The sequence below is a fragment of the Citrobacter sp. RHBSTW-01044 genome, from assembly GCF_013781945.1.
Taxonomy (GTDB): Bacteria; Pseudomonadota; Gammaproteobacteria; order Enterobacterales; family Enterobacteriaceae; genus Citrobacter; species Citrobacter braakii.
In genome coordinates this window covers 2,099,787-2,126,124 of the sequence record NZ_CP056180.1, presented here as the reverse complement: position 1 = coordinate 2,126,124, position 26,338 = coordinate 2,099,787, and the positions used below count along the sequence as shown (strand labels likewise).

At 50.3% G+C, this 26,338-nt stretch carries 24 protein-coding genes and 1 pseudogene; 14 read left to right on the top strand and 11 right to left on the bottom strand.

The genetic code is table 11. The features are described 5' to 3' along the window. The first annotated feature begins 124 nt into the window (after positions 1–124). The 12 genes from HV352_RS10280 to HV352_RS10225 all read left to right on the top strand — a co-directional run bounded on the left by HV352_RS10280 (position 125) and on the right by HV352_RS10225 (position 10,750). Positions 125–805 carry a heavy metal response regulator transcription factor gene (locus HV352_RS10280; protein ID WP_046275295.1) on the top strand — a complete coding sequence of 227 codons (681 nt, stop codon included), beginning with the start codon at positions 125–127 and terminating at the stop codon, positions 803–805. 15 nt (positions 806–820) lie between these two features. Further along, positions 821–2,290 (top strand): heavy metal sensor histidine kinase, encoded by a 1,470-nt coding sequence (locus HV352_RS10275; RefSeq protein ID WP_181635402.1) that lies wholly within the window; start codon positions 821–823, stop codon positions 2,288–2,290. Between the two features lie 100 nt (positions 2,291–2,390). Further along, positions 2,391–3,011: a flavodoxin gene (locus HV352_RS10270; RefSeq protein ID WP_196406176.1), complete on the top strand. Its 621-nt coding sequence runs from the start codon at positions 2,391–2,393 to the stop codon at positions 3,009–3,011. Between the two features lie 51 nt (positions 3,012–3,062). Beyond that, complete coding sequence (locus HV352_RS10265) at positions 3,063–3,710, top strand: DUF4405 domain-containing protein (RefSeq protein ID WP_016153326.1); 648 nt, start codon at positions 3,063–3,065, stop codon at positions 3,708–3,710. 107 nt (positions 3,711–3,817) lie between these two features. Next, positions 3,818–4,297: a cupin domain-containing protein gene (locus tag HV352_RS10260; RefSeq protein ID WP_016153327.1), complete on the top strand. Its 480-nt coding sequence runs from the start codon at positions 3,818–3,820 to the stop codon at positions 4,295–4,297. Then, positions 4,275–5,036, top strand: a complete 762-nt coding sequence (locus HV352_RS10255; RefSeq protein ID WP_101700528.1) for a carboxymuconolactone decarboxylase family protein — start codon at positions 4,275–4,277, stop codon at positions 5,034–5,036. Before HV352_RS10260 ends, HV352_RS10255 begins: the two co-directional genes overlap by 23 nt. A gap of 135 nt (positions 5,037–5,171) precedes the next feature. Continuing rightward, the gene (locus tag HV352_RS10250) at positions 5,172–6,236 is read left to right on the top strand and encodes an alpha/beta fold hydrolase (RefSeq protein WP_181635401.1); all 1,065 of its coding nucleotides are present in this window, start codon (positions 5,172–5,174) and stop codon (positions 6,234–6,236) included. 365 nt (positions 6,237–6,601) lie between these two features. Next, complete coding sequence (locus HV352_RS10245) at positions 6,602–7,249, top strand: thermostable hemolysin (RefSeq protein WP_181635400.1); 648 nt, start codon at positions 6,602–6,604, stop codon at positions 7,247–7,249. Continuing rightward, positions 7,239–8,675: an AMP-binding protein gene (locus HV352_RS10240; protein WP_047416679.1), complete on the top strand. Its 1,437-nt coding sequence runs from the start codon at positions 7,239–7,241 to the stop codon at positions 8,673–8,675. The genes HV352_RS10245 and HV352_RS10240 overlap by 11 nt, the downstream gene beginning before the upstream one ends. A 2-nt stretch (positions 8,676–8,677) precedes the next feature. Beyond that, the gene (locus HV352_RS10235; protein ID WP_047416676.1) at positions 8,678–9,343 is read left to right on the top strand and encodes an iron-containing redox enzyme family protein; all 666 of its coding nucleotides are present in this window, start codon (positions 8,678–8,680) and stop codon (positions 9,341–9,343) included. Continuing rightward, positions 9,306–10,136: an SDR family oxidoreductase gene (locus tag HV352_RS10230; protein WP_249415457.1), complete on the top strand. Its 831-nt coding sequence runs from the start codon at positions 9,306–9,308 to the stop codon at positions 10,134–10,136. The genes HV352_RS10235 and HV352_RS10230 overlap by 38 nt, the downstream gene beginning before the upstream one ends. Beyond that, complete coding sequence (locus HV352_RS10225; RefSeq protein WP_109017614.1) at positions 10,133–10,750, top strand: TRAP transporter TatT component family protein; 618 nt, start codon at positions 10,133–10,135, stop codon at positions 10,748–10,750. Before HV352_RS10230 ends, HV352_RS10225 begins: the two co-directional genes overlap by 4 nt. Before the next feature lie 844 nt (positions 10,751–11,594). On the opposite strand, the gene HV352_RS10215 is transcribed toward HV352_RS10225, so the two are convergent. The 5 genes from HV352_RS10215 to HV352_RS10195 all read right to left on the bottom strand — a co-directional run bounded on the left by HV352_RS10215 (position 11,595) and on the right by HV352_RS10195 (position 18,197). Beyond that, positions 11,595–12,554, bottom strand: coding sequence for a carbohydrate kinase (locus HV352_RS10215; protein ID WP_137380193.1), 960 nt, complete (start codon positions 12,552–12,554; stop codon positions 11,595–11,597). After that, on the bottom strand, positions 12,554–13,930 hold the full coding sequence (locus HV352_RS10210; RefSeq protein WP_153646306.1) for a NosD domain-containing protein: 1,377 nt from the start codon (positions 13,928–13,930) through the stop codon (positions 12,554–12,556). Before HV352_RS10210 ends, HV352_RS10215 begins: the two co-directional genes overlap by 1 nt. A 37-nt stretch (positions 13,931–13,967) precedes the next feature. Next, entirely contained in the window at positions 13,968–15,656 is a 1,689-nt protein-coding gene (locus tag HV352_RS10205; RefSeq protein WP_181635399.1) for a glycoside hydrolase family 32 protein, read from the bottom strand. After that, entirely contained in the window at positions 15,634–17,061 is a 1,428-nt protein-coding gene (locus HV352_RS10200; protein ID WP_153646308.1) for an MFS transporter, read from the bottom strand. The genes HV352_RS10205 and HV352_RS10200 overlap by 23 nt, the downstream gene beginning before the upstream one ends. A gap of 125 nt (positions 17,062–17,186) precedes the next feature. Then, a complete protein-coding gene (locus HV352_RS10195; RefSeq protein WP_047416667.1) occupies positions 17,187–18,197 on the bottom strand; it encodes a LacI family DNA-binding transcriptional regulator in 1,011 nt (336 codons plus the stop codon). Positions 18,198–18,341: 144 nt separating this feature from the next. On the opposite strand from HV352_RS10195, the pseudogene HV352_RS10190 reads away from it, so the two are divergent. Beyond that, positions 18,342–18,470: pseudogene (locus HV352_RS10190) on the top strand (alpha/beta hydrolase); the annotation flags it as partial. Between the two features lie 142 nt (positions 18,471–18,612). On the opposite strand, the gene HV352_RS10185 reads toward HV352_RS10190, so the two are convergent. From HV352_RS10185 to HV352_RS10155, 6 genes are all read right to left on the bottom strand, one after another. Continuing rightward, entirely contained in the window at positions 18,613–18,951 is a 339-nt protein-coding gene (locus HV352_RS10185) for a hypothetical protein (protein ID WP_047416664.1), read from the bottom strand. A 482-nt stretch (positions 18,952–19,433) separates the two neighbouring features. Next, positions 19,434–19,826, bottom strand: a complete 393-nt coding sequence (locus HV352_RS10175) for a DUF202 domain-containing protein (protein ID WP_016156755.1) — start codon at positions 19,824–19,826, stop codon at positions 19,434–19,436. After that, on the bottom strand, positions 19,810–20,691 hold the full coding sequence (locus tag HV352_RS10170) for a MurR/RpiR family transcriptional regulator (RefSeq protein WP_047416661.1): 882 nt from the start codon (positions 20,689–20,691) through the stop codon (positions 19,810–19,812). The genes HV352_RS10175 and HV352_RS10170 overlap by 17 nt, the downstream gene beginning before the upstream one ends. 43 nt (positions 20,692–20,734) lie before the next feature. Continuing rightward, positions 20,735–21,613: an aldose epimerase gene (locus tag HV352_RS10165; protein WP_181635398.1), complete on the bottom strand. Its 879-nt coding sequence runs from the start codon at positions 21,611–21,613 to the stop codon at positions 20,735–20,737. A 2-nt stretch (positions 21,614–21,615) separates the two neighbouring features. Then, positions 21,616–23,376: a sulfatase gene (locus HV352_RS10160; RefSeq protein ID WP_181635397.1), complete on the bottom strand. Its 1,761-nt coding sequence runs from the start codon at positions 23,374–23,376 to the stop codon at positions 21,616–21,618. A 14-nt stretch (positions 23,377–23,390) separates the two neighbouring features. Further along, positions 23,391–24,935: a PTS transporter subunit EIIC gene (locus HV352_RS10155; protein WP_141875264.1), complete on the bottom strand. Its 1,545-nt coding sequence runs from the start codon at positions 24,933–24,935 to the stop codon at positions 23,391–23,393. 157 nt (positions 24,936–25,092) lie between these two features. Here HV352_RS10155 and HV352_RS10150 point away from each other — a divergent pair, with 157 nt between their 5' ends. Then, positions 25,093–26,322 (top strand): anaerobic sulfatase maturase, encoded by a 1,230-nt coding sequence (locus tag HV352_RS10150; protein ID WP_103283760.1) that lies wholly within the window; start codon positions 25,093–25,095, stop codon positions 26,320–26,322. Positions 26,323–26,338 lie beyond the last annotated feature (16 nt).

Below are 26,338 nucleotides of genomic sequence, written 5' to 3'. Positions count from 1 at the left end.
TTTGTCAGCAAGCAGGCTGAGATGGCTTCATGTTTCTGACAATGCTGTCAGGTAAGCGTCAGCTTTATGTTGGCAATCAAGAGGCAGAATAAGCCCGATTGAACAGTTAAGAGGAAATCCCGTTATGCGCCTGTTGCTAGTCGAAGATGAAGAAAAAACGTCAACCTATCTCAACCGTGCGTTGAGTGAATCGGGATTTACGGTAGATGTCTCTGCAGATGGCGCTGAAGGTCTTCATTACGCACTGGAGCTTGACTACGACGCGATAATCCTTGATGTGATGCTGCCGGGGATGGATGGCTACCGGGTACTCGAGGGGGTGCGGGCCGTCAAACAAACGCCGGTACTGATGCTCTCGGCCCGCGGTTCGGTCGACGAGCGCGTCAAAGGGCTTCGACTTGGCGCGGATGATTATCTCCCTAAACCCTTTTCGCTGATTGAACTGGTGGCGCGCATTCAGGCTCTGGTGCGTCGCCGCTCCACGGATGGCGCAGACATCACCCAACTGCAAATTCACGATCTGCATCTCGACCTGCTGGCCCGCCGCGTATTTCGCGCCGGAACGCGACTGGAGTTGACCGCAAAAGAGTTTTCCCTGTTAAGTCTTCTGGCCCGGCATCAGGGGGAGATCCTGTCAAAAATGATGATTGCTGAGCAGATATGGGACATGAATTTTGACAGCGATGCCAATGTGGTTGAAGTCGCCATTAAACGTCTGCGAGCCAAAGTGGATACCCCGTTCGACGTCAAACTGTTACATACCGTTCGTGGCATGGGGTATGTCCTCGAAGTCCGGTCGGAATAAATGAAGAGGCTCAGCATGCCTAAACGTTCCATCTCCGTTCACCTGGCGCTGATGTTTGCCTTATCCGCGCTGCTGATTGTGTCCATTATCGGTATCCTGCTCAGAAGCTCCTTACATGACTCTTTGCAAAAGCAGATGCACAACGAACTGTTGTTCCGGGAATCATTAATGAGTCCGTGGATCACCGCACGAACCTCGGCTGACGGCTGGTCGACGTTGGCTAATAAATTTACTCTGCTAACCAATTCTGAAGGTGAGCGCGTTCGCTACTGGATAGTGAGCGATAACCCGCGCTTTAGCATGGGGGGAATACCACCGGTGGGCGTTCAGTGGTCTTCTTTGCAGGAGGGATTTAATAAAGTGCCCGGCGCATCGGAAGGTGCATGCTCACTGTTCCTGTTAGTGAAAACCATCCCCGCCAACGGTGAAAGGCCTGAGCTGCGCTATGTGGTTGCCATCGACTCTACGCCGTATATGGGCACACTTGATGCGTTCACACGAACGCTGCTGATTATTGCCGCGCTGGGCGTACTGATTGTCGCCTTACTGGGATACGTTGTTTCACGGATTGGCCTGCGTCCGGTGGGCATGCTCAGTCAGCAGGCACAACACCTTGCACCAGGTGACCATGGCCAGCGCCTGAATACCTGCGCGTTGCCCGAAGAACTGCAGCAACTGGCATCATCATTTAACGGTGTGTTAGAGCGTCAGGAAATCGCCTGGCGACAGCTCGAGAGCTTTAATGCCGATGTTGCGCATGAACTTCGTACCCCGCTGACTAACCTGATCGGTCAGACGCAACTCGGGCTATCACGCCGACGTTCACAAGATGAACTGGAAGAGTTATTGGGTTCCAATCTGGAAGAGCTTGAACGCATGACGTCGATAGTTAACGACATGCTGTTCCTGTCGCACGCGCACGCGGGTGAACATGCTTCCCAGCTTACGCAAGTCTCCCTGCGAGAAGAAACCCTGAAAACAGCGGAATATGTTGAACCCTCTTTTGCTGAAAAACAGCTTTCGCTGGAGGTTGAGGGCGACGTCACGGCGCATATCGACAGGCGGCTGTTTCATCGTTCACTGGCTAATTTGCTGGAAAATAGCGCCAGGCATTCCCCTTCCAATAGCACGGTTACGGTGCGCTTAAGCGAAAAAGGCAATCAAGCTTGTGTAGACGTTTCTAACCCTGGCGATCCGATAGCGCCAGAGCACTTACACCGGCTTTTCGAACGGTTCTATCGTGTTGACACCTCCCGAGCCAGGAGTGATACCCATCATGGGCTGGGCCTGTCGATCGTCCGCGCCGTCGCCATTATGCACCGGGGAGATGTCTTTGCCCGTAGCGAGAACGGTATCAATACCTTTGGCCTGACGTTTGCTAAACAGCCTGACGCTATCCGACCCGGGAGACTGATTTCAGAGACAAAATCGGGATCTCCGCGCGCAAAGACTTCTGACAAAATTGTCAGAGAGTCGTCAGTCTGATGTCAGGCTATCTGCGCCAGAATCACTGCTGATACTCACCACGGCTGATTGAAGGAATGAAACAGTGAGAATGAAAAAGGTATTTAGCGGGTTTCTGGCGATGATGGTCATGGGGCTTCTGGGGCAGCCCGCGTTCGCATCAGAGGATTCATCCGCACACGCCCGCACGCTGATTATCTACTTTTCACAGCCAGAGGAGATGAAACCTGGTGCCGTGGATGGTTTTTCCGGGGCCAGCGTATTACAAAAAAATACGCCGGAGACCGGCAGCACGCAGTTTATTGCGCAACTGATTCAGAAGCAGACTCACGGCGACCTGTTTCGCATTGAAACCGCCACTCCCTACCCTCGCCAGCATGATGCACTTTTGCGCGTTGCCGAAAAGGAACAGCAAACGAAAGCCAGACCCTCGCTAAAAACGCCGCTCCCTGACCTGAGCAGTTACGACACCATTTACGTCGGCTACCCCATCTGGTGGTATACCATGCCAATGGTGATATACAGCCTCTTTGAGCAAAATGACTTTGCAGGCAAAACGGTCGTTCCCTTTACCACCCATGGTGGCAGCAGGTTAGCCGACTCCCTGCGAGAAATTGCTCGCATGCAGCCACAGGCCAAATTAGTCACTCGTGCGCTCGCGATCTCGCGCAACGATATTTCAGCTCCTGACGTACCCGCGCAGGTTGAGCAATGGGTAAAACAAGTCCAGCCACAGCGTTAATCCCTCGACATGAAGAAAATTTATATTTTCCAGGTCATGCAGGATGCGCTGATGACGTTACTTCTGTTGGTATTGATGGGATTTCACCTTCACGGTGAAATCGTGCATGAATGGGCGGGTATTATTTTTACGCTGCTCATCATGCTGCATTTATATCTTAACCGGCATCGCTTGTGGTCACTGTCGCCCAATATTCCGTTAACCATGCTGGTAGTTAACAGAATCATTAATGCAGTGACATTCGTTGTCATTCTGACCGCGATTGTATCGGGCATGATGCTGTCCCGACATATCCTTCTGGACCTGGCGTTCCACAACCCGGCGAGCTGGATCAGGAAAGTACACATGACGTCGGTCCACTGGGGAATGCTCATTCTGGCGCTGCATATCGGGTTGCACTGGAAAATGCTGGCAACCTTTTTCTGCCGGGTCCTGAACATCTCCAGCAATTCATTCTTTGCAAATGTCATGATGCCAGGAGTTTTTTCGCTAATCGCACTACTGGGATTGTACGAATTACTGAACCAGGACTATCTCGATTATTTGTTGATAAAGGTCGATTTCTCCTTTTTCGATTACGATGAATCTGCCCTACTTTTTTATCTACGCTACCTGGCCATTATTGTTTTATTTTCATTAATGACACGGTTTTCGCTTTGGTGCCTTATTTTTAGAAAAGACAAAGCAGCGTCACCATAATAAGGGTTAACTGACAGAATTGTCAGGCTGGCGTCAGTCTGACGACATCTCCCCCTGATTAGAATCATTGCAGACCCTCTCCATCATTGTAGATAAGGACGCTTTGCATGATCAGACATTTACGTTACCTCGGGCTGTTACTGCCCCTCTTTACGTTTTCATCCTGGGCGGCGGAGCAAAATCCCGCTGTCCATATCGCCACCGCCGGAAGCCAGAATGCGGTGTACGGGGCAGCAGAGAACTTTACCGGTCGCGTCCGGGTTGATCCTCTCTTCAAACCAGATAACGAAATTAGCGTTTCCGGGGCTTATGTCACCTTTGAGCCAGGTGCTCGTTCCGCCTGGCATACGCATCCGGCAGGCCAGCGGCTGATTGTGACCTCGGGAGTTGGGCTTACCCAACAAGAAGGCCAGCCGGTGCAGGTCATCCGCGCTGGCGACGTTGTCTCTTGCCCAGCGGGCGTCAAACACTGGCACGGGGCGGCACCCGGCAGCGCAATGACGCACCTGGCGATAACCGGGATTGTGGATGGCAAAAGCGTTAACTGGATGGAGAAAGTGACAGATGAACAATACCACGCCCATTAAGGCATTAACGGCAGCGGTACTGCTGACCTTTGGTTTGGGTCTCACGGCACATGCTGCGCCCGTCAATAAAGGAGCCTCAGAAATGAACCACGAACAAACGGTTTCAGATACGCTGTCAGCTCGCCAGCAAGCCATTCCGTTGATTGCGGCATCAATGGCCAGCAGTCAGATGGATAAGCTGAATGCGGCACTGAATCAGGGGCTTGATGCAGGACTCACGATAAACGAGACCAAAGAGATTCTCGTCCAGCTCTATGCCTATACGGGATTTCCCCGTAGCCTGAACGCGCTGAATGAACTGATGAAAGTCGTCGAAGCACGTAAACAACGTGGCGTTGAAGACGTTGAAGGTAAAGAGCCGGTCGCCGCCATCCCTGTCGGAGATGAGCTTCGCCGTGTCGGTACCGCAAACCAGACTAAAATCTCCGGCGCCCCCGTCCAGGGACCTCTGTTTGATTTTGCCCCGGTCATTAATCAATTTCTACAAACGCATCTGTTCGGCGACATTTTCGCCCGCGATAACCTCGACTGGCAAAGCCGCGAGCTGGCAACGGTTGGCGCATTAGCCGCCACGCCGGGCGTTGAAGCTCAGCTGTTATCGCATACGCGAGCCAGCATGCGAGTCGGCCTGACGGCAGCGCAACTGCGCCAACTGGCACAGGTTCTGCGTGAACATGGCGAAGAAGATGCGGCTACGCGGGCGGAACAGGCGCTGCAACAGGCGTTAGCAAACAGTTAGGCGTTCGTTTGAGACGATACGGTGCTAATCCTCCGCATTCATGAGTCTGCCAAATAAGGGCAATCAAAGGTGCTAAATAATTCACGCTGACAACTCAGATATGATTGAACGGCAAACATAACAGAGGATGTAATCTTGAAAACTGTCTTAAAAACGCTGGCCATCTGCGCGATGGCGGGTGGCATGGTGGCTCAGTCGGTATACGCCGAGCCGCTGGTCATTCAGGAACAGGGAAGCTTTTCTGCTGGTGGCACAATCATCACCGCACCAGGGAAATTTGACGCGAAAACGCCGCTGGACTCTGCGGGTCAAACCTGGCATGGCGATCATGCGTCTGTGTTCTACCAAATTCCGGAAAATCCGCATAAATACCCTATCGTCATGCTGCACGGCGCAGGTCAGTTCTCCCGCACCTGGGAAACCACGCCGGATGGTCGCGAAGGGTTCCAGAACATATTCCTGCGTCGTGGATTCTCAACTTATCTGGTCGATCAGCCGCGTCGGGGCAGCGCCGGGCGCACGACGGTAGAAGGTACGGTTACGCCTAAACCGGATGAACAGATGTGGTTTAACCAGTTCCGCGTTGGCGTGTGGCCAGAGTATTTTCAGGGCGTTCAGTTTTCTCACGACAAAGAAGCCCTGAATCAGTATTTCCGTCAGATGACCCCAAATACCGGGCCGTTTGATATCAATGTTATCTCCGATGCGATGTCCGCCGTCGTGGAAAAATCCGGCCCGGCTATCCTTTTCACCCACTCCCAGGGTGGCGGACCAGGCTGGTACACGGCGATGAAAAATGACAAGGTCAAAGCCATTGTCGCCTTCGAGCCTGGTAGCAGCTTTGTCTTCCTGGAGAAAGAGCTCCCTGCCCCAATGCCAAGCGCGTTCGACACGCTGAAGGGTGAACCGGTGCCGATGGAGCAGTTTATGGCACTGACTAAAATTCCGATTCTGATTATTTACGGCGATAACATCCCGGATAAACCTGTCGCCATGCCCGCGCAAGACAGCTGGCGCGTGCGTCTGGCAATGGCTCGCGAGTGGCGTGACGTGGTGAACAAGCATGGCGGGGATGTCACTGTGACGCATCTGCCTGAAGTGGGAATCAAAGGGAATACCCACTTCCCGTTCTCGGATCTGAATAATGTGCAGATTGCTGATTTGGTGAGTCAATTCCTGAAGGAGAAAGATCTGCAATAGAAAGAGATAATATTGAGCCTTCATTATTGAGGGCTCAATACAATCATCAGTTATATCAAAAAAAAATAAAATGGGGGAGCGAAAGTCTGCTATAAGGGAGAGGCGGAATTTTGCTTCCCGCTAATTTCACATTATATTAAGGATAGCATCCCAGTTGGTGTTCTTTCACCATATACCCGAGCATAAATACCGGTATTTACTTCTAAAAAAGGGGCATGTCGTAAAGCCGTTAACGAAAGTGATGAATTATAGATAGAAAACCTTAAAGTTTTATTAAATTTGGAAAATTTAAATAATCAGTCATCTTAAGGTTAACATAATAATATCTCCCCATTATTGATAGGACATCTGTGAGAGGTCTTATCATGCGAATAATCTCGCCTTACACATTAAAATGGCTACATGGCGGAAGCGAACATAATGATATTTCTGCATTAATACGCGAAAACTATCATCAGGTTTACCATGCTTCACTTTCCCGCTGTATGCCCTGGCTTCTTGGTATGTATGACGCCAACGGTGAACTTAAAGCCGCATGCGGCGTCCAGGTGGCATCTCATGGAACGTTATACCTGGAACAATACCTTGATACTCCAATTGAAACGACATTATCGTCGCGGCTGGAACTGCCTGTTCCGCGTGAAGCAATTGTCGAAATCGGCAATTTCAGCGCGCGTGATGGTGCCAGCGCGCGGATTATGTATGCCGCCCTCTGTCTGTTGCTTAATCAATATCACTACGGATGGATCGTGTTTACTGGTACGAAGAAAATCCGCAACACCTTCTACCGTCTGAATCTACATCCCATTCAGTTGATGTCTGCTGATCCTGACAGACTGGGCGATGCGGCCCTGGAATGGGGTGAGTACTACCAATATGATCCACAAATAATGGCAGGAGAACTGACTGGCGGATACACAGCGCTGAGTCAGAACACCATGCTGTTAGCCCTGTTTACGCCATTACCAGATGCCCCATGGACTGATCTTTCAGGAGGACGCCATGTTTCTTAACGCGCTTGAGCAGCAGGCTCGTCTACATCCCGATAGCGTAGCCCTGCAAGGAGAAACCCGGTTCTGGAGCTGGCGGCAATATCATGAAACCGTGATTGACACCGCAACACGATTACAGTCACTCGGAGTTAAATGTCTGGCGCTGGAAGCCGACAACAGCCCGGAGTGGGCGATCATCGATCTCGCCTGTCTGGCTTGTGGGATCATTATTATCCCTGTCCCCGCCTTCTTCACCGACGCACAAAAAGAGTGGGTACGCGCATCGGCATCGGTTGATGCGCAAATCGGCGGCGAGTTGATGGTCGGCTGGCTGAGGCATGATTTCCCATTCGGCAGACTGCAAACTCGCCAGATTACTGCTCCAACGCCCCTGCCTGCCGGGACGGCCAAAATAACGTATACCTCTGGCACTACAGGTGAACCTAAAGGCGTCTGTCTGAGCCAGGAAGGGATGTTCTGGACTGCACAAACGCTGGCCAGGGCCCTGCAGAATATCAATTCGCAAAAGCATCTGGTCACACTACCGCTCAGCATTCTGCTGGAGAATTTGTGCGGAATCTATATCCCTATGTTGCTGGGCGCACAGACAGTGGTACTGCCCTCTGCACAGATTGGATTCGCAGGTTCCAGCCAGTTTAATCCCTCTCAGTTTTTCCACGTGTTGATGAAATGGCATCCACAAAGTCTGGTGTTGGTGCCAGAACTGTTACGGGCGCTGCTCCACCTGCACCAGCAGATCCCGGAAAGCACGCAATCCTTGCGCTTTATCGCCGTCGGCGGTGGAAAAATTTCAACCCAGTTGTTGGCATTGGCGGGACAAAGCGGTCTACCGGTATTTGAAGGGTACGGCCTTTCGGAATGTGGTTCCGTTGTGGCACTGAATCTGCCTGATGCGGCAAAAGCGGGCAGCGTCGGCAAACCGTTACCGGGTATCAAGGTATCGGTTGATGCCAGTCAGCAACTGTATGTAAACAGCCCGGCCAATGCGCTGGGCTATCTGGGGACTGAACCACCCTCGCAGAATGTTGCGACTGGCGATCTCGGCAAAGTGGATGAAGAAGGATTTATATATCTTCATGGGCGTCTAAAAAATATTCAGATAAATGCTTTTGGTCGCAATTTCTCGCCAGAATGGCCGGAAGCTGAAGCAATGGCATGTTCGGCGGTCCGACGTATTGTGATCTTCGGCGAGGGATTGCGACGCAATGTTGCCCTGGTTGATGTCTTTGAAGGTCAACAGGAACTGGCCCGTGAGCAACTTCAGGCCCTCTCCGCTCGCTTGCCTGACTATGCCCGGTTCCATCGACTGCTTTTTACTTCAGTCCTGTCATCTCCCGATATGTTTACCGCCAATGGGCGTCCCCGGCGGAGCGCCATCTGGCACTCCCTGAAACAAGATATTCTCACCTGCAGTGAGGAGGAATAATCATGAGTTTTTATCAGGAACTGCAAAAACAAACCGCTGAGGACCGTCAGCGGTTACTGGCATCGCCAATCATCGCCCGCTGCCAGCAAGGCGATATTTCCCGCGCAATGTATATCCACTTTCTGACGCAGGCATATTACCACGTCAGCCATACCGTACCGCTGCTGATGTGCGCCGGCAGTCGTCTTGGTGCTTCACATGAAGCAGTGCGAGGAGCCATTGCCGAATATATTGATGAAGAGTACGGACATCAGGAATGGATCCTCAATGATATTCGCACCTGTGGTGGCGACGCGGAAAAAGTCAGAAATGGAACGCCTGGGCTGCCAATCGAAATGATGATCGCTTACCTCTACTATCGTATTGAACGAATCAATCCAATGAGCCTCTTTGGCATGGTCCAGGTACTGGAAGGTACCAGCGTGTCGATAGCATCAGCCGTTGCCGCACAAGTTGAGCATACGCTGGCGCTACCTGAGCAGGCTACCACTTATCTGCGTTCACATGGCGAGCTTGATCAGGGACATTTGCGATTTTTTGCATCTCTGATGGATACCATTACCGATAAGGACGATCAGACTGCCATTATCCACACCGCCCGTCGTGTTTATAACTTGTATGGGCAGATGCTTGAGCAACTGGGAAATGACGCAAATGAACCTGCATGACAAGACGGTTTTACTCACCGGCGCAAGCGGGGGTATCGGTCAATCGCTGGCACTGTCGCTGGCGAAAAAAGGGGCACGGCTTTGCCTTGTCGGGCGCAACGAACAGGCAATGAAGCTTCTGCAACAGACACTTCCCTATGCGGAGCGGCACAGCATCGCGCTAATGCGTAATTATTCTGATGATGAAATCAACGCGCTGGCCGCACGATTTAGCCAGGATGGTGGGCTGGATATCCTGATAAACAATGCGGGAAGTAGTCGCTTTGCGTTGTTTGAACAGCAATCTTTTGACGATATTCGTGAGCAGATCCGCGCCAACATTGAGATCCCGGCCTTACTCACCCGTGCTTTAATGCAAAAGATGAATACACCAGGGATCGTGCTCAATATAGGGTCTATCTTTGGGGAAATTGGTCATCCAGCCTGGAGCGTTTACAGTGCGACCAAAGCAGCGACACACCGTTTTTCTGAAGCATTAGGGCGTGAATTACAGGGTAGCGGCATCACGGTACTGTATGCCGCTCCGCGTTCAACAGAAACCTTGCTGAACAACGAACATGTGTATGCCCTGAATCAGAAACTCGGCAACAATAGCGATTCCCCCGACTTTGTTGCCGCGCGACTCACCCGTCTACTTGAAACTGAACAGAAACGCTACCGCTTTGGCGTGATGGAACGCCTGTTTGTCAAAATCAATGCCTGGTTTCCCACCGTCATCGATGGGGCATTAGGAAAGAAATTACCTGTGATTCAGTTATTTGCCAGAAAACCGCTCAAGGGAGAACATAAATGAGAATTCTACATGTACTCATTATTGCGACAGTGATACCTGTCTCTGCAATGGCGAATACGACGCTGGAAGATTTACAGCATGAGTGGTCCATTTGCCAATATCAGACGTTAGCCGCGAAAAAAGAGAGTTGTTTCAGTGCGCTCAGCCAAAAGACCCACAATGCTATTCAAGCTAACAATACCGATGCACCGTTGTTAATCTGGTCAGGTATTATTGACAGCAGTTGGGCTGGCGCCAAAGGCGGTCTTGGCGCGCTGAGCCTTGTTAAACAGGCGCGCAGTAATCTGGAAAAAGCCATTGAGATTGATCCAGGCGCATTGCAGGGGTCAGCCTGGACTAGCCTCGGTGCGCTGTATTATCAGGTACCAGGCTGGCCGATTGGTTTTGGTGATAAAGAAAAAGCCGAAGAAATGTTAAAGAAAGCGCTGGCGATCAATCCTGACGGTATTGACCCTAACTATTTTTATGGTGACTTTCTATTGCAGGAGAAAAAAAACCAGGACGCGAAGCGCTATCTGGATAAAGCACTGAAAGCTCCGGCGCGCCCAGGACGAGAGATTGCTGATAATGGACGCCGTCGTGATATTGCGAAGGATCTGGCCAGTATTAAGTAAAAAACCAGTACCCGCAGAATATACTGTGCCGCCCACTGTTCCCTGTGAACGGTACAGATATTCCCTTTTTCCTTTGACGAGAATAGCCATCACTGTGGTGATGCCTTCGTCTTTTTCAGGCTTGTCATCCACACCCAGCTCACCTATTGTAGGCGTCATTTCAGCACCGTCTGGCAGACTCTCAATTTTCTGACAGCATAGCGGACACCAAATAAGATGGGCGCTATCCATGAAATTGTTAACTACAGTGCGTAAAAAAGCCCTAATTATCTCGTTGAGTTCAAAATCAAAATGGTTGAACGCTCAGATCGACCAGAGATCTCCGTGGCGAAACTCGCTCGTGAGCATGGAATCAACGATAATCGGCTGTTCAAGTAGCCAAATGAACTGTGCCACTACAGAACCACACCTGACGAAGCGATACAAGCTTCGAACGCAGTCTTAGCCATTGTATCGTGAACATGATTCTGATCGCGCTTAGGCAAATCATCGAGGTTATTCATGATTGTTTTCCAGTTTATGTAAATGAAGACCTAAGTCATTTCCTTACGGATTGTAAGTTATATTACACGAGCATATCTACCAATAGCCCTGTGTTGCGTCCATCGGTTGAACTCACAGCGAAAAGCGGACGTTCTGAATTTATTCTTACATCGAACCTTCTTGAGCTATGGGAAGTCGGTCAGTTGTACACATTAACAATGTTCGTATGAATTTCATGAGCAAGAAACAGGAACATAGCCTTATAACGTCGACTTCTGTTTCCAGAATGGGATATACCGACACAGCGCCATTTTTGGCGCTGGAAAGTTCAGGATATTTCAACTTCTTTTCTCGACACTAACTACTTGTTTAAATATTTATCAACATCTTGCCGAACGGGGATAGCGTCAATAGCACCAAATTTCATGCAAGTTAATGCGCCACAGATATTGGCCCAACGCACCGCATGCAGGAACTGTGGACCATCGTCTAATCTGCTGCCGGACCGGGCAATTTGCGCTAACAAGGCACCGATAAACGCATCCCCCGCCCCGGTCGAATCAACAGCATCCACTGGCACAGAGGGGATAAGTTGTTGCATGCCAGATCGATGACTGACCCACGTTCCTCGACGACCACAGGTGACAGTGACATAGCTGACACCAGCCTCATGCAGTATCTGACACCCCTCTGTATCCGTTTTCGCACCGGTAATGAAGTGCAGTTCCTCTTCACTGACTTTCACGATATCCGCCTGCTGAAACCAGGGTGTGCAGCGGACGATAAATTCTTGGGGATTTTGCCCCCACAACCCTCCTCGATAGTTGGGATCAAATGAGACCAATAAACCACGCCGTTTGGCTTCATGCAGAAGGCGCTGATAAGTAGCATAGAGTTCGCCGTCCAGCAGGCCTGTGGCGGCACCAAAATGAACGATGCCGACATCGTCAAGAAAATCTGAGGGGATATCCTGCCAGCCAAGCTCACCATCCGCACCACGGCAAAAGGTAAAATCGCGCTCGCCATCGTTCTGCAATCCGACAAATGCTAACGTTGTGGTTGTAGAACTGCGCGACACACCACTGCAATCGATGCCTTCCGATTTCAGCGTGTGAAGCAGGAAATCACCAAAGGGATCGTAGCCGACTTTTGCCGCCAGCCTGGCTTGCCCACCGCTACGGTTGATTGCTACGGCAACGTTTGCCGGGGCTCCCCCAGCTTTTTTGAGGAAGGAGGCCCCGAACTCCAGCCCCAGACCAATGTCGGTACAGACAAAATCAATTAACAGTTCGCCAATGCAGGCGATGTTGTGACCACGCATTAACGGTGTTCCTCCACCGTCACTCCGGGAGCGGGTGTCGCTCTGAAAGCATTCAGGGTTTTATCTATCATTACCTGGCCGTCAGTGCCTGAGTCCAACACGATATTTTGCTGCGAGGCCGCTTCTATCTGGACGGTAGTTACCGTCAGCGTTTCCAGGCCCTGTGTAGACAACAACGCACTGACCTGGGTAGAGAAACATGCATTGGCGTTAGCTACTGTCTGTACGTCGGAGGTTTCGGTCGTAGCAACAATATGGTTATTAGAAACCGTATTGCCTTTGCCAGAGACAACCCGAATAATAACCGGGGTTGCGCCAGTTGGCATAATATATTGCTTATCTATAGTTTCAGAAATATGGTTGGCAATGATCGAGTTATTATCGCCACTGATATACAGCAGTCCATATAAATCATCTAACCCGTTATCGTAAACTTGCATCGGTCCCCATGGTTCACGTTCGCGGAATAAATGGTTGGACGAAACCAGGTTTTCAGTGCAACCATTTTCCATGATCAGCATGCCTGGATAAAATGAATGGAAGCGATTACTACTAATGGATGAGCGAACCACATTGGATAAATGAACGCTACTTTTACCACGCGGGAAGATATTGTTAGCGGTAATTAACAAGCCACCGAAGTTTTCCGCATAAACAGAATAGCCTCTGTAGCCAGCACCTATCAAGTTATCGGTTATTTTCGAGGCCTGGCCAGACTCGCGTAACTCGATGCAGTTCCCGCATTCAGCAATGAAGTTGTTATGGATAGCCAAGGCATCAGCATTATAAATCGTCACTCCGTGCTCAAGATAGACCATCCCCATGCCGTTGATGCGGAAGGAGTCTTGCGCGCTGGAAATGTAAATGCCCGTCTTGCCATTGAGATAGCTATTCTCCGGATCATTGCTACCAGTACCGTCATCACCAAAGTGCAAGCCGTCAATACAGAAGTCTGCAAACTCGACCGAGCTTATACGTGGGTCGCCACTGCGTGCGATATAGAATGCGGCCCCGGCAGATTCCGCTGCGCCATCTTCCGGTAACCTATCCACCAGGATACGGCTGCCACCCGGCCATATTTCGTGCCAGTTTGGCCAATCACTTTCGGGGGTATTAAAGCGGATGCTGGAGGACGTAAAACCATGCCCGGAACCCATTATTTTTAGATAACTAATATCGATCACGATTTGGGTGAGAAGATGATAATCGCCTGGTGGAATATAAATCACCGCACCGGGTTTACCGCCTTCATTCACATCAATGTTTGTTTGTCGGCTCTTAATATCGGCGATGATGCTATTAATAACTTCACCAATATCATCATACGGATTACCGGTTTTCCATTCAGTGACATCGTAATAATTATTACTCGACATATGTTAAATCCTTGTGGGGAATTAAAATTAAACCATTTTATTGTTGCGCATAAGCGGCACGATAATGAGTGACTATTGCCGGAGCACCGGCGAGTTGTATTTGTGTCAGTGCATTGCACGAATAATATCGTCGTGTTCCACAGACGCTACCCTGATTGGTGAAGACTTCCACGATCCCGGCATCGAAGCACAATGTGACATCCTCTACGTGGGTCAGTGGTGCATGGTAACGGCCATCATCCTGACCTTTTTCCCGCAGTGACAACGATTTGCCGTCATATTCGAAGACAATTTCCTGGCCGCTGTTTCCGTTTAGCCTCAGACAAAACTCGGCTGTCGGCGTGAACGTGATCATGCAGGCTTTACTGCCCTCTGCACTTGACCAAAGCATGTTATCAGCCAGCCTGTTCTGATTGATGACCAGTGACTCTGGCGGTAAAACCGGGGTCATACACAGTTCTTGTTGCGCGTTGAGATGAAAGCGACGCGGTAAAGACATTTCGCCGCAATACGTGGAATCAACGTTTTTTTGCGTGGCCCAGTTATATAACCAGGCAAAACCGGTACGCCCCTCTTCTTCACCCCAGGTTTGCAGGGCGTAGAAATCGGTGCCGAAATCCAGCATTTGCAGCGCTTGTGCCGAAGGGGTGAAATGACCGTGTTGAAAATCACCGGTTTGTGCGAACAACAGGTTGTGGCGACCGGTGACAGGTTCGGTATATCCCACAACGCCAAGGATTAACACCCACACGCCATCAAGGCAGAAAAAGTCTGGGCATTCAACGCAACGACCACCATTTTCACGAAAGTAAGCCGGGGCCACGTATAGCACATGGTGAAATTCCCAGCGTTCACTGTCAGAAGAATGGAACAGCAGCATCGCCGGATCGCCATGCACAGAGGCGCCGAGGATCATATAAAAAGAGGAATCGGCCTCCTCATACCAGACTTTAGGATCGCGAAAATCACAATCGACGCCGGAAGGCAGTTCAGTTAACACCGTTTTCACTGACGCAGGTTTGTCGTAACTGTCCAGTGGCACGGCCATTTTCTGAATTTCGCGATAACCGTGATATAAATCGTATGCCGGCAGACGTTCGGTATACCAAAAACGGGTTTGCCCTTGCATATCAATAGACGCGCTTCCGGAAAAGGCACCGCCTGTCGCCCCCAGCGCCGCCAGATTTTGTTCTGGCTGGAGAAAGACCGGGTAATGCCGCCAGTGATAAAGGTCTTTGCTCACCGCGTGATTCCAGTGCATCGGTCCCCACTGGGTGCTATGCGGGTGATACTGGTAAAACAGATGCCACTCGTCGCCTTTGCGATGCAGGCCGTTTGGATCATTCATCCAGCCGGTGTGAGGCGAAAAATGCAGCGTCGGACGTAAAGGATCTTGCAGATATCCATTGGCAATGTCGCGGTCATTCAGCAAACAAAGCGCATTGCCCTCAGTGGCGATAAAACTGACTCCATTCTCGGAGAGTGTATCCGGATGCCAGGTATAACATAGCGAGATCTCGCTATTATCTTGCAACCAGTCCAGACAAGCATTGCCATCCCGCCAGGCGGTCCAGGTAAAATAGGAATAATAACAAGGGGCCGTTTTGATTTTGAATACCACCTCACTCTCAATACGGATGGAAAATAAGGCTTCACTGGCTGGCTTGGTTTCTTTTAGCCATAAATCAATACGCTGGCCTTGCTTAACATTTAACGACAGGGACATCTTTATACTCCTGAGTCTGGGCAGAGCCGTTTTGCAATTCGCGTTTTGCGAGGTCGACTTTAATTTTTTCGAGGAACGTATCGTTCAGTTTGAAATAGCGTACTATCCAGGCGCTAATGAAATAACTCACCATCGGCAATAACGAAAACATCATAATAATGCCCTGGATGGCCTGCGTATTTTGCTGTGGTTTATTGGCAATATAACCGGTGTAAGACAATATCCACGCAACAATAGCGCCTGCGACTGCCAGTCCCATTTTCAGCATGAATAGATTACCAGCAAAAGAAATACCGGTCAGGCGTTTACCTAATTTCCAGTCACCATAATCGTCAACGTCGGACATCATTGCCCACAAAATAGGCCCCGATTGAATCAGGTGCAAAATATTAATCACAATAAACAGTGCCAGCAGCGGCGTCAGTGAATGTGGATCGACAAACCACAGAGCGAAAGAGAGTATGCCGAGAATAATATTAATAATGCGGAATAATTTAATTTTATCAAAGCGATCCGTTAGCGGTTTAGCAATTACGCTACCCAACATGTTGCAGGCCACACCGAGCGCCATGAAGAAGGTAATAAATCCTACCGAAGCCTGCATCACATAAGTGGCATAATAAATGGTCACGGCCCCGCGAATGAATGCCGGAAAAACATTCAAGAAGGTAATCGAGATCATCAATAGCCATTGGTCATTTTTAATAATATCTTTGAGATCCTTTCTTAAGGTCTCATTATTTTTAATTGAGACCACGCGCTCTTTAATACTGAAGAAGCAGAACAGGAACATTAAGGTAGCTGCACCGCCCATGATCATCATCGTTAACTGGAAACCGGATGCACGACTGCCATCACCCAGCCAATCGGTTAATGGTAAAATCGAGGAAGAGACGATCAGCGTGGCCAGGCCGTTAAGGAAGAAGCGCCATGACAGGCACCCCATGCGTTCTTTCGGGTTGAGCGTAATGACGCCTGCGACCGAACAATAAGGGATATTTATTGCTGTATAAATCAATGACATGACTAAATAGGTGATCCAAGCATAGATGATTTTTCCATTCATGCTCAGGTCGGGCGTGGTGAACATTAAGACAGCACCGAGGCCAAACGGCACGGCCATCCATAATAGCCACGGTCGGAACTTCCCCCAGCGGGTGCGGGTCCGGTCACAAATCGCCCCCATAACTGGATCGCTGAAGGCGTCAAAAACGCGGATCACCAGAAAAAGAGTGCCGACAATCGCGGGATCAAGGCCATAGACATCGGTATAAAACCAGGTCAGATAGAGTGCCAGTACGCTCCAAATCATACAGGAACCGGCATCACCCATACCGTAACCAATCTTTTCTTTCAGGCTCAATCTTTCATAATAGCTGTGTTTTTCAGCGGCTGTATTAGACATATATATCCCTTAATATTGAACAGCCATAATTACAAAGCACGGTTTATGCGCGGCGCATGCCGTAGTAAAAATAGGCGGGGTTATACTCTCTACTTTGAGTTCTTCTTAATTTGTAAATATTATTCTTACAAAGCTGTAATGTTAATATTAACACTGCTCTCACGAATAATTAAGCGAGATACAATTTCATACATTTCAATACTCTCCTGATTGTTTTTATTGCTGACCATCTGAAATGCCAGATGCGCAATTTCATTTATCGGCTGAGCTATACTTGTTATTTTTTTAGTTTGTGCCAAAAATGTGTTATCAAAACTGACAATGGCAATGTCCTGTGGAACGGAAATGCCATGATTATTTAATCCATCAATAATATAACTGGCGGCGACGTCATTATAGACCATCAGGCATGTACATACTGTTTCCCGCCTGGCTAATTTTTCTATAATGTCGTCAAGGGTACTTATATGACCTGATATTTTTTCACCTTCGCCTTTCGTAATCCAGAATTGATTCTGTGGGTTAATGGTTAATCCGTGACCGGTGATTTTTTTACTCCACGCTGACACTTTGCGATTGTCGACCCCCTCCTGCGCAATAAAACCTAAGGCGGTATGTCCGGTCTGGATAAAATGTTCTGCAATGCTTTCTGCACCTTTGCTCTGATTAATCGATACCGAATTAAAAAACCGGGAAACCTGTGTTACCACCGCAACCGGAATATGAGTAGCCGCGAGCCACTCTGCAAGTTCAGATTCCGCTTCCGTCGGTACCCACAGCAGACTATCAATTCCCGTACCGATCAGGGTATGAACTATCTGTTTATCCTGCTGCGGTTGGTTTTGATGCGTTTTAACGATCACCGTCTTGCCTATGTATCGCGCTTCTTCCTCAAAAGTCGCCAGCAGCTCGCAAAAGTGCGGATTGACCAGGTTCGGCAACACGACGGCGATGAGGCCTGAACATTTGCCGCTCAGTTGAATCGCGCTTTTACTGGGCACATAACACAGGAAATCCATTGCATCACGTACCGCCTGACGCGTTTCAGGCACTACGCTGGGGTGATTGTTAAGCACCCGCGATACAGTAGCCGTTGATACTCCTGCTTTTTTTGCAACATCTTTAATGGAAGCCATGATGATGAAATGTGTCCTCTAAAAAGTAATGTCACTATAAAGTGTGATAGAGGTCAAAGATGTAAGCCAGTTCACATGTTGTTGCGTTACATGAAACCCAGTTCGCGCTCTCACTTCCATTGGCGTTAGCACCGTAAAAAATTCAATGTCACTGTGACGCATCTGCCTGAGGAAGGAATCAAAGGCAATACCCACTTCCCGTTCTCTGATTTAAATAATGTGCAGATTGCTGATTTGGTGAGTCAATTCCTGAAGGAAAAAGATCTACAATAGGAAGAGCTAGTATTGAGCCTTCATTATTGAGGGCTCAATACAAACATCAGCTTTATCAAAAAAATAAAATGGGAACGTGACGGTCTGCTTGGCACGAGGAGCGGACATGTGGCAGTTCAATAGTAACGCCCGCACCTCCATCCTACTGTGGAGTGCAATCTATGGATAAAATCGTTTTCCGCGTCTTAGCTTCTGGAGGGGTCATTTCGTCACTTTCGCTGATATTGAAGCTCCATGCGCCAACGTCTTCGACTTTCGAAAACAACAATTCACCTTCATAGCCCAGATCGTCAGTGCCACTGATTATGACCATACCACTAAGCGTTCTCTGGTATGCATTCTCAAAAACACGACCGTCATAAACAATGGTCGCCCGCTCTTTGTCGAAGACAACCGCTTTGTCGCCCTCACAACGCATTACTGACTTGGCTTGTGACACACAGGAAAACCCTAGAAGGGTCAATATCAGCAGTCTTTTCATTCTTCATCTTCTACATGCATAATTAAGGGGATAATTTCTCATAAATCCATTGATTTAATATTAGCACCAACTGACATGCTGGACGACGGCAGATAACGCATCGGAGATTCCGATTGCTTCCAGTGTAGAGGTCAACTAAAACAGGCCCGCCAACCGAGTGAAAGAGTGACTGCCCTGAGACGAAATCCTTCCTGTAAACTAAATTCTACCTCTACGTCCTTCACGGTGCGCTTATAACTGAGATAACAAGAGCAATACACCTGCAATCATTACATTGAATGAGATCACTACATGCCGGCAAGTGAGGGCTCCGCAGAAAATAGCGAAAGAACCAGCCATCAGCAGCATACCCGCCACACCGTAGAGAAGATTACCAGTATGACTCCATCCCCGAAAACACAACAGACCAGGCGCGAGCATTGACCATCCTGTTCTTCGCCATGACAGGTGTGTACGTTCTGGTTGTAAGCCCGGATCTCTTTTCATAATGGTCTTCCCTGCCAGAGTAATATACCCAGCAATATTGCGAGAACCAGCATCAGTATTGACAGAACCACCAGCAAACGGGTGTAAGGTAAATCATTTTCAAGACGCATAGCATATTCATTCTTGCGCCAGCGTCGCCAGGCCATATATCCCATCGCTGATGCAGCGACCAGCAGCAGTGTTGAAATACCGATACGCAGTTCCGCAGAAGATAATTGGGGGGAAAACTGCTCGATGCCGACAGCACCGGCCATGAGTGCCAGCGCAGTACGGATCCAGGCAAGAAATGTACGCTCGTTGGCGAGCGTAAAACGATAATCGGGGGTTTTACCCTCAAGCCACCACTTCCCCTTTGGGCGTATTGACGGAGTATTATCCTGTAGACTCACGTTTAATCCTTTCTTTTATCAACAATTCTTTAATAGACAGTCCGGTCGATTCGCTGTCGCGCAGATTGTGGCGAGTGATTTCTGTGCACAGAAACTCAATCATGAACAGCTGTGACATACGGGTGGCGATCGAGTCTCCCTGGTAGGGGCCAGCACTACCGCTGGTCAGCAACCAGGTGTCTGCCAGTTCAGTCAGCGGTGACTGCGGACTGTGCGTTATTGCCAGACAATGCGCGCCCGCTTTTTTGGCCAGCCGGAAGGCATTAACCACTTCCGGTGTTTCGCCTGAGTGAGAAAATGCAACCACCAGGTCTTCTGGTTTGAGGTTGGCGAGTTTCAACGTCATGGTAAAACGGTCGGTATAGGCTTCCGAATCAATGCCCTGACGGTTCATTTTGTCGCGGGCTTCCATTGCGGAAAGACCTGAGGCTCCAAACCCCACGAACAAAACGCGGTTCGCGGTCAAAAATCGCTCAACCACTGGATTGACCACTTTCATGTCCAGCAGACCGATGGTCTCATTCAGGGTGGTTTCAACCGTCATGGCTATTTTCTGCGCCACATCGTTGCGGGAATCATCCAGGAAGATGTCCGGGGACGATGGCAGCAGTTGCTCGCGATCGGCCAGAAGCTCACGTTTAAGCGCCGCTTTCAGCTCGAGCAGCCCGGTATAACCAATTTTTTTGCAAAAGCGCACGATCGTCGCTTCACTGACTGATATGGCTTCGGCCAGTTTACGTACCGGCATTTGCGCTACCGTAGCGGGCTGCTCAAGAATAAACCGGGCAATATGCTGGTCAGTTTCACCAAGTCCACCCAGCACATTACTGATATACACCCGCACATTTTCACGATTTACGCTCATCGCAACACCCGATCCTTTTGCATGAAAAATAACGGGTATTCTGTCAATCCCCTTCGCATGCGTCCACCGTAAAACGCAGTTTCACGGAGAATCTCTGACTCTGGTTCGGTGCAAGCAGTCGTATTCCGCGCTTCTTCTCCACCGTTCCGTCAAAATCTGGCGCATCGGTCGTCCCGGCGAGTGGCTCGATACAGAGCAAGTCAGCACCGGGAACGCCCCAGAGCGCAAGCCAGTCATATTCAGCCGTTTCAAGCGTCATGACGATTGTGCCGTCGGGTGAACAAACCCTGATCTGTTGCTGCTGGCAGTCACCGAAGTAAATGGCACCCTCGCGAAAGGCTGCCTCTGTCAGTGCAAAGGACTGCGTTGTTCGAGTCAGGTCTTCCGTGACCAGTGTTCTGTTACGCGTCGGAAAAGGCCCTCTGACCGCCAGCTCACCAAACTTCACCTGCCATCCCGTTTGGCTGGACACAGGCAGCGCAAACCCGGGGTGCCAGCCAATGGAATACAAGAATGGCTGACGGTCATCATTAAAAACTCGCTGTGTCACACTGACCCCAAACTCATGCAACATGAGCCGTAACTGAATCCGCCAGCACCATGGCCATACGCCAAGGGTTTCAGAGGTGGAGCAGGCTTCCAGCAACAGATGGTTCACACCTTGTTCAAGGCAGGTAAACGTCTGATGTCGTAAAAAACCGTGCGCCGGTAACGGCAGATGTCGATTGTCTACACGCAGTCCTTCATTGATGAGCGCCCCGACCACAGGAAACAGCTGCGTAGCCGAGTTATTCCAGACGCCTGGCTGCGGTTGCCACAACCATTCACGCCCCGTGGATTTATCGCGCAGAGAAGATAGCTCACCGCCCGCCGCGTTCACCACGACCAGAAAGCGGTTATTTTCAAGCTGCGAGACGTTCATGGTTACTCTGTCCTCAGCAGCAATCGGCTCTGATAAACCAGCGCCTTATGCCGGTCTCCGGTGAAACAAGCATCAATCAGCGTGAAGATATCCCTTTCAGCCAGTGAATGTCCGGCCGGGAAATGCTTCAGCAACTCATCCTGCGTTATGCCCTGCTCTTTGGCTGCACTGAGGACAAAACGTAATGCCTCTTCCACGCCATGATGCGCACAGCGATAGGCTTTCCCGGTCCATGGACGCTGTCTGGCCCAGCGCTCAGCGAAGGCAATTTCGCGTTCCGGCGTTAGCATGTCCAGTTCAAAACGGACGTAGAGTTCTGGTGGTGCATCATGCCGTTCCATCAGTCCGGTTATTGCCTGCGCGTAGTGAAACGCACGTTCACTGTCGTGAAGAGGACGCATCTGCTGCGGATCGGCGTTGAGATCGAAGAGTTTATCCCCGAACCGCCACGGATTCAGATAACCAAAGGTTGCAGGAATTTGCATGACCTGCGCGCCCTGGGTGAAATCAAAGCCGGGATGGATAGTGATATTCTGCAGCTCATTCATCTTGAACATGCTGTCGATTCGGGCCGGCATCAGGGTATATTCATACAGCCCCCCCTTCCCTTCCTCCCGTGGGCAGCGCATATAGACGTACTCGCCGTCGGTGATATTGATGTGGCCGCCAAAGTAGCCAAACATCGCATAATCACGTACTGGGGTATCATTTTCCACAGCCGGACGCAGCGGCTTACCGGTCATGGATGGCGGACGTGGAACGTCGAAATACTCCAGCAGAGTTGCCGGAATATCGATAGTCTGTGCCAGCGCGCTGCGGCGTACGCCTTCTGCTTTACAACGTGGATCGCGGATAAAGAACGGTGTGTTTGCGATTTCGTTGTACACCGGCATGATGTTCTTGCCCCACCATTGATGCTCTCCCAACAGGAATCCGTGGTCGGTACAGACGATGAACAACGTGTCCTCCCACAGCTCCAGTGCTTTCAGCTTGTCCATCACCTGGCCAAGGTAGTCGTCACACATGGTGATGAGTGCCTGGTAGAATTTTCGGACTTTATCATCATCCCTGCCGCCAGGTGCGCCGCAGTAGTAAGGCACCCACCCGTCAAATTCATCAGGGGTGCAGCCATACTGCGCAAGGTATTTTTCCGGTACGAAGAACGGTTCATGGGGGTCGAAACATTCGATCTGCAGGAACCAGTTATCCTGATCTTTATTGGTTTCCAGGAAATCTATACCGGCACTGATGGTACGGTGAGTAAAGTGATCGTCCTGGATGGGCATCGCCGCACGGTTAATCAGGTCCTGGATCATACGCCCGCTGCGACGGCGCAGGGTTTCTTCGTCTTCCATTCCCTGCCAGTTGATGGCTGGTTTTTCAACCTGCCCTTTCCAGCAATCCCCTTCCTGGCCGCGGATAAACTCAAAGGTGGAATAACGGGTATGGTAGGTCGCTCCGCCATCACGCCAGTAGTGTTTATGGTCGGTCACCATATGGGTATGAATGCCAGCCTGCTTCAGCGCCTGGAACGTTGAGAAATCGAACGGCTCCAATGGCCCCCAACTGCGGTGCAGAAAATTATAACGCCCAGTATGCAGTTCGCGTCGGGCTGGCATGCAGGGCATGCTGCCGACATAGAAGTTATCAAACTGCGCAGACTCACGGGCTAGCCGGGTAAAATTGGGAGTGATGGCATCGCCCCCATAAGGGGCGAGGTGGTTACGCGTCAGCGTATCAAACATCAACATTACAGCTTTCATAAAACGTCTCTTCTTTATGAACCGATAAATTCTTCGACTTCGTTTTTAATCAGCGTCACGTGTGGGCCGTAGACTACCTGCACCCCCTCTCCACGGATAAACGCCCCACGGCTGCCGAGTAGTTTAAAGGCGTCCACAACAACGCTTTGTGGGTTTTTGACTGTGATACGAAGACGAGTAGCGCAGCAATCCACATCAACAATATTGTCCCGGCCCCCCAGTGCCTGCACGATCCCTGCAGCCCGTTCACTGCCACTGACAGATGCCGCTACCGGCTGTTCATCTTCTGCGTCATCTTCACGGCCCGGCGTGTTCAGTTGACGCCATTTGATAAGGAAGCGGAAGGAGAAGTAATACAGGCAGAACATGACCACACCGAGAGGGAGCATCAGCAGCCAGTTGGTTTTGGCATTACCCTGAAGAACACCAAACAGCAGAAAGTCGATAAGCCCACCGGAGAATGTCTGTCCAACCGTGATTTGCAGGATGTGTGTAAACATAAATGCAACGCCGGTCAGCACAATGTGCATGCCATACAGCAACGGCGCGCAGAACATGAACGCAAATTCCAGCGGCTCAGTAATGCCGGTGACAAACGCAGTTAGCGCAGCGGAAAGCATCAGGCTGGCAACTTTTTTCTTGTTCTCAGGACGGGCAGAATGGTAGATAGCCAGCGCTGCACCCGGCAGGCCGAACATAAAGTCTGCGAAACGCCCGGCCATGAAACGGGATACCCCGATGTAGTACTGCGTCACAGAGGGATCGGCCAACTGGGCAAAGAAGATTTTTTGCGTTCCTTGTACCAGGTGTCCGTTCACCATTTGCTCCCCTCCCACACTGGTCAGCCAGAATGGCAGGTAGAACAGATGATGAAGGCCCAAGGGAATGAGGCATTTGAGGATCATGCCGTAGAACAGGGTCCCAACATAACCGGTTTTTTCAACCAGCCCCCCCAGATGGGTAATGCCCGTCTGGATATGAGGCCAGACCCAGAACAGCGCCACCCCGAGGAAGATGGCAAAAAAGGAACTGACAATAGGCACGAAACGGGAGCCGCTGAAAAAGGCCAGCAGACTGGGTAGCTCGGTTTTGCCAAACCGCTTTTGAACCCAGAAGGCCAGCAGACCACTAATGATCCCGCCCATCACGCCGGTTTGTAGCGTAGTGATCCCCATTACACTCGCCTGCCCGGCTGCGGCCAGATTCTCTGAGGCCAGCGTTCCAGATAGCAATAGTGACGCGTTGATCGCCTTGTTCATGACGATAAAGCAAAGTACTGCAGCAAGACCGGCCGTTCCCTTGTCGCTTCGTGCCATACCTACAGCGATGCCCACGGCAAACAGCAGAGAGAGATTATCGAAGACCACGCTACCACACAGTTTCATGACGGTAAAAATCGCCTGAATCACTTCACTGTTGAGGGCTGGATAGGTGGAGATGGTAACCGGATTGGTGAACACGCCACCGAATCCCAGAAGCAGACCTGCGGCTGGCAGGACGGCAATCGGCAGCATAAACGATTTACCCAGATTTTGTGCTCCGGCAAACAGTTTGCTCATAAAGACCCCTAATGTTGGTGTTATGAAGTTTATATTTCATGTTATATTGATATCAATGAAAACTATGTTTCAGTCTTTTTTGGCCAAAGTCAAAACACAGTGATAAAAGAGTGAGCAATATCACTAAATTTCGTGTGTGATTTATTCAGGAGCGACCATGAGCAAACCATTCCATTTGATGGCCAAGCCCGTCAGCTATCAGTGCAATATCGCCTGCGATTACTGCTTCTATCTGGAAAAAGAACAGAGCACGCTGAAACCCCGTAAACCCGCCCGGCATATGGATGATGTCACGCTTGAAGCCTATGTGCGGCAGTACATTGAGGCGAACCCTGGCCCAGAGGTGGAATTTACCTGGCAGGGAGGCGAACCAACGCTTGCCGGTATTGCTTTCTATGAAAAGGCGATGCAGTTGCAGAGCAAATATGCCGGGAAGAAGCGTATCAGTAACAGCATCCAGACCAATGGCGTGCTGATTGACGAGGCATGGGCTGCATTCCTGGCGAAAAATCAGTTTCTGGTCGGCCTGTCGATTGACGGTCCAGCCTGGTTGCACGACCGCTACAGGAAGACCCGGAGTAAGCAGTCTGTTTTTGACAACGTACTGCGGGCGATGGATTTGCTGAAGAAACACCATGTTGATGTGAATGTTCTGACTGTCGTCAATAATGTCACCGCTGAACATCCGCAAGAGATTTACGCGTATCTGACCCAGGAACTGAAGGCTGAGTTTGTTCAGTTTATCCCGGCGGTCGAGCAGCGCCCGGCTAACGAAAAGTATGGTGAATTACTCTACCCGCAGACACTCGCCGGTTCCGTCACGGAGTGGTCAGTATCCGGGGAACAATGGGGGAACTTCATGAAGGGGGTATTTGACCTGTGGATACGCAGGGACGTTGGCCGCGTGTATGTACAGATGTTTGATAGCGCGCTGGCGGCCTGGCTTGGTGAAAAGCCATCACTGTGCGTAATGCAGTCTTCCTGCGGTTTTGGTCTGGTCGTGGAGCAAAACGGTGACGTCTACAGCTGCGACCATTACGTTTACCCTGAGCACCGGTTGGGAAATCTGCGCCGGGATAGCCTGGCGAAGATGGTCGCCAGCAAACAGCAACGCAGGTTTGGGCTTGCTAAAACAGAGGTGAGTTCAGAGTGCATGCGCTGTGAGTGGCGATTTGCCTGTCATGGCGGTTGCCCGAAGCACCGGATACATAAAATGGGCGAGCGCTGGCATAATCACCTGTGTGCGGGCTACAAGGCAATTTTCAGTCATGTCGACCCTTACATGCATTATATGGCCAGACAAATCAGTATGCAGCGACCACCAGCAGAGGTGATGCAGGTGGCCGCGATTATTGCTAATCAGGAAAGCCATTCCCGGGGCTCATAGATAACGCATCAGCAAT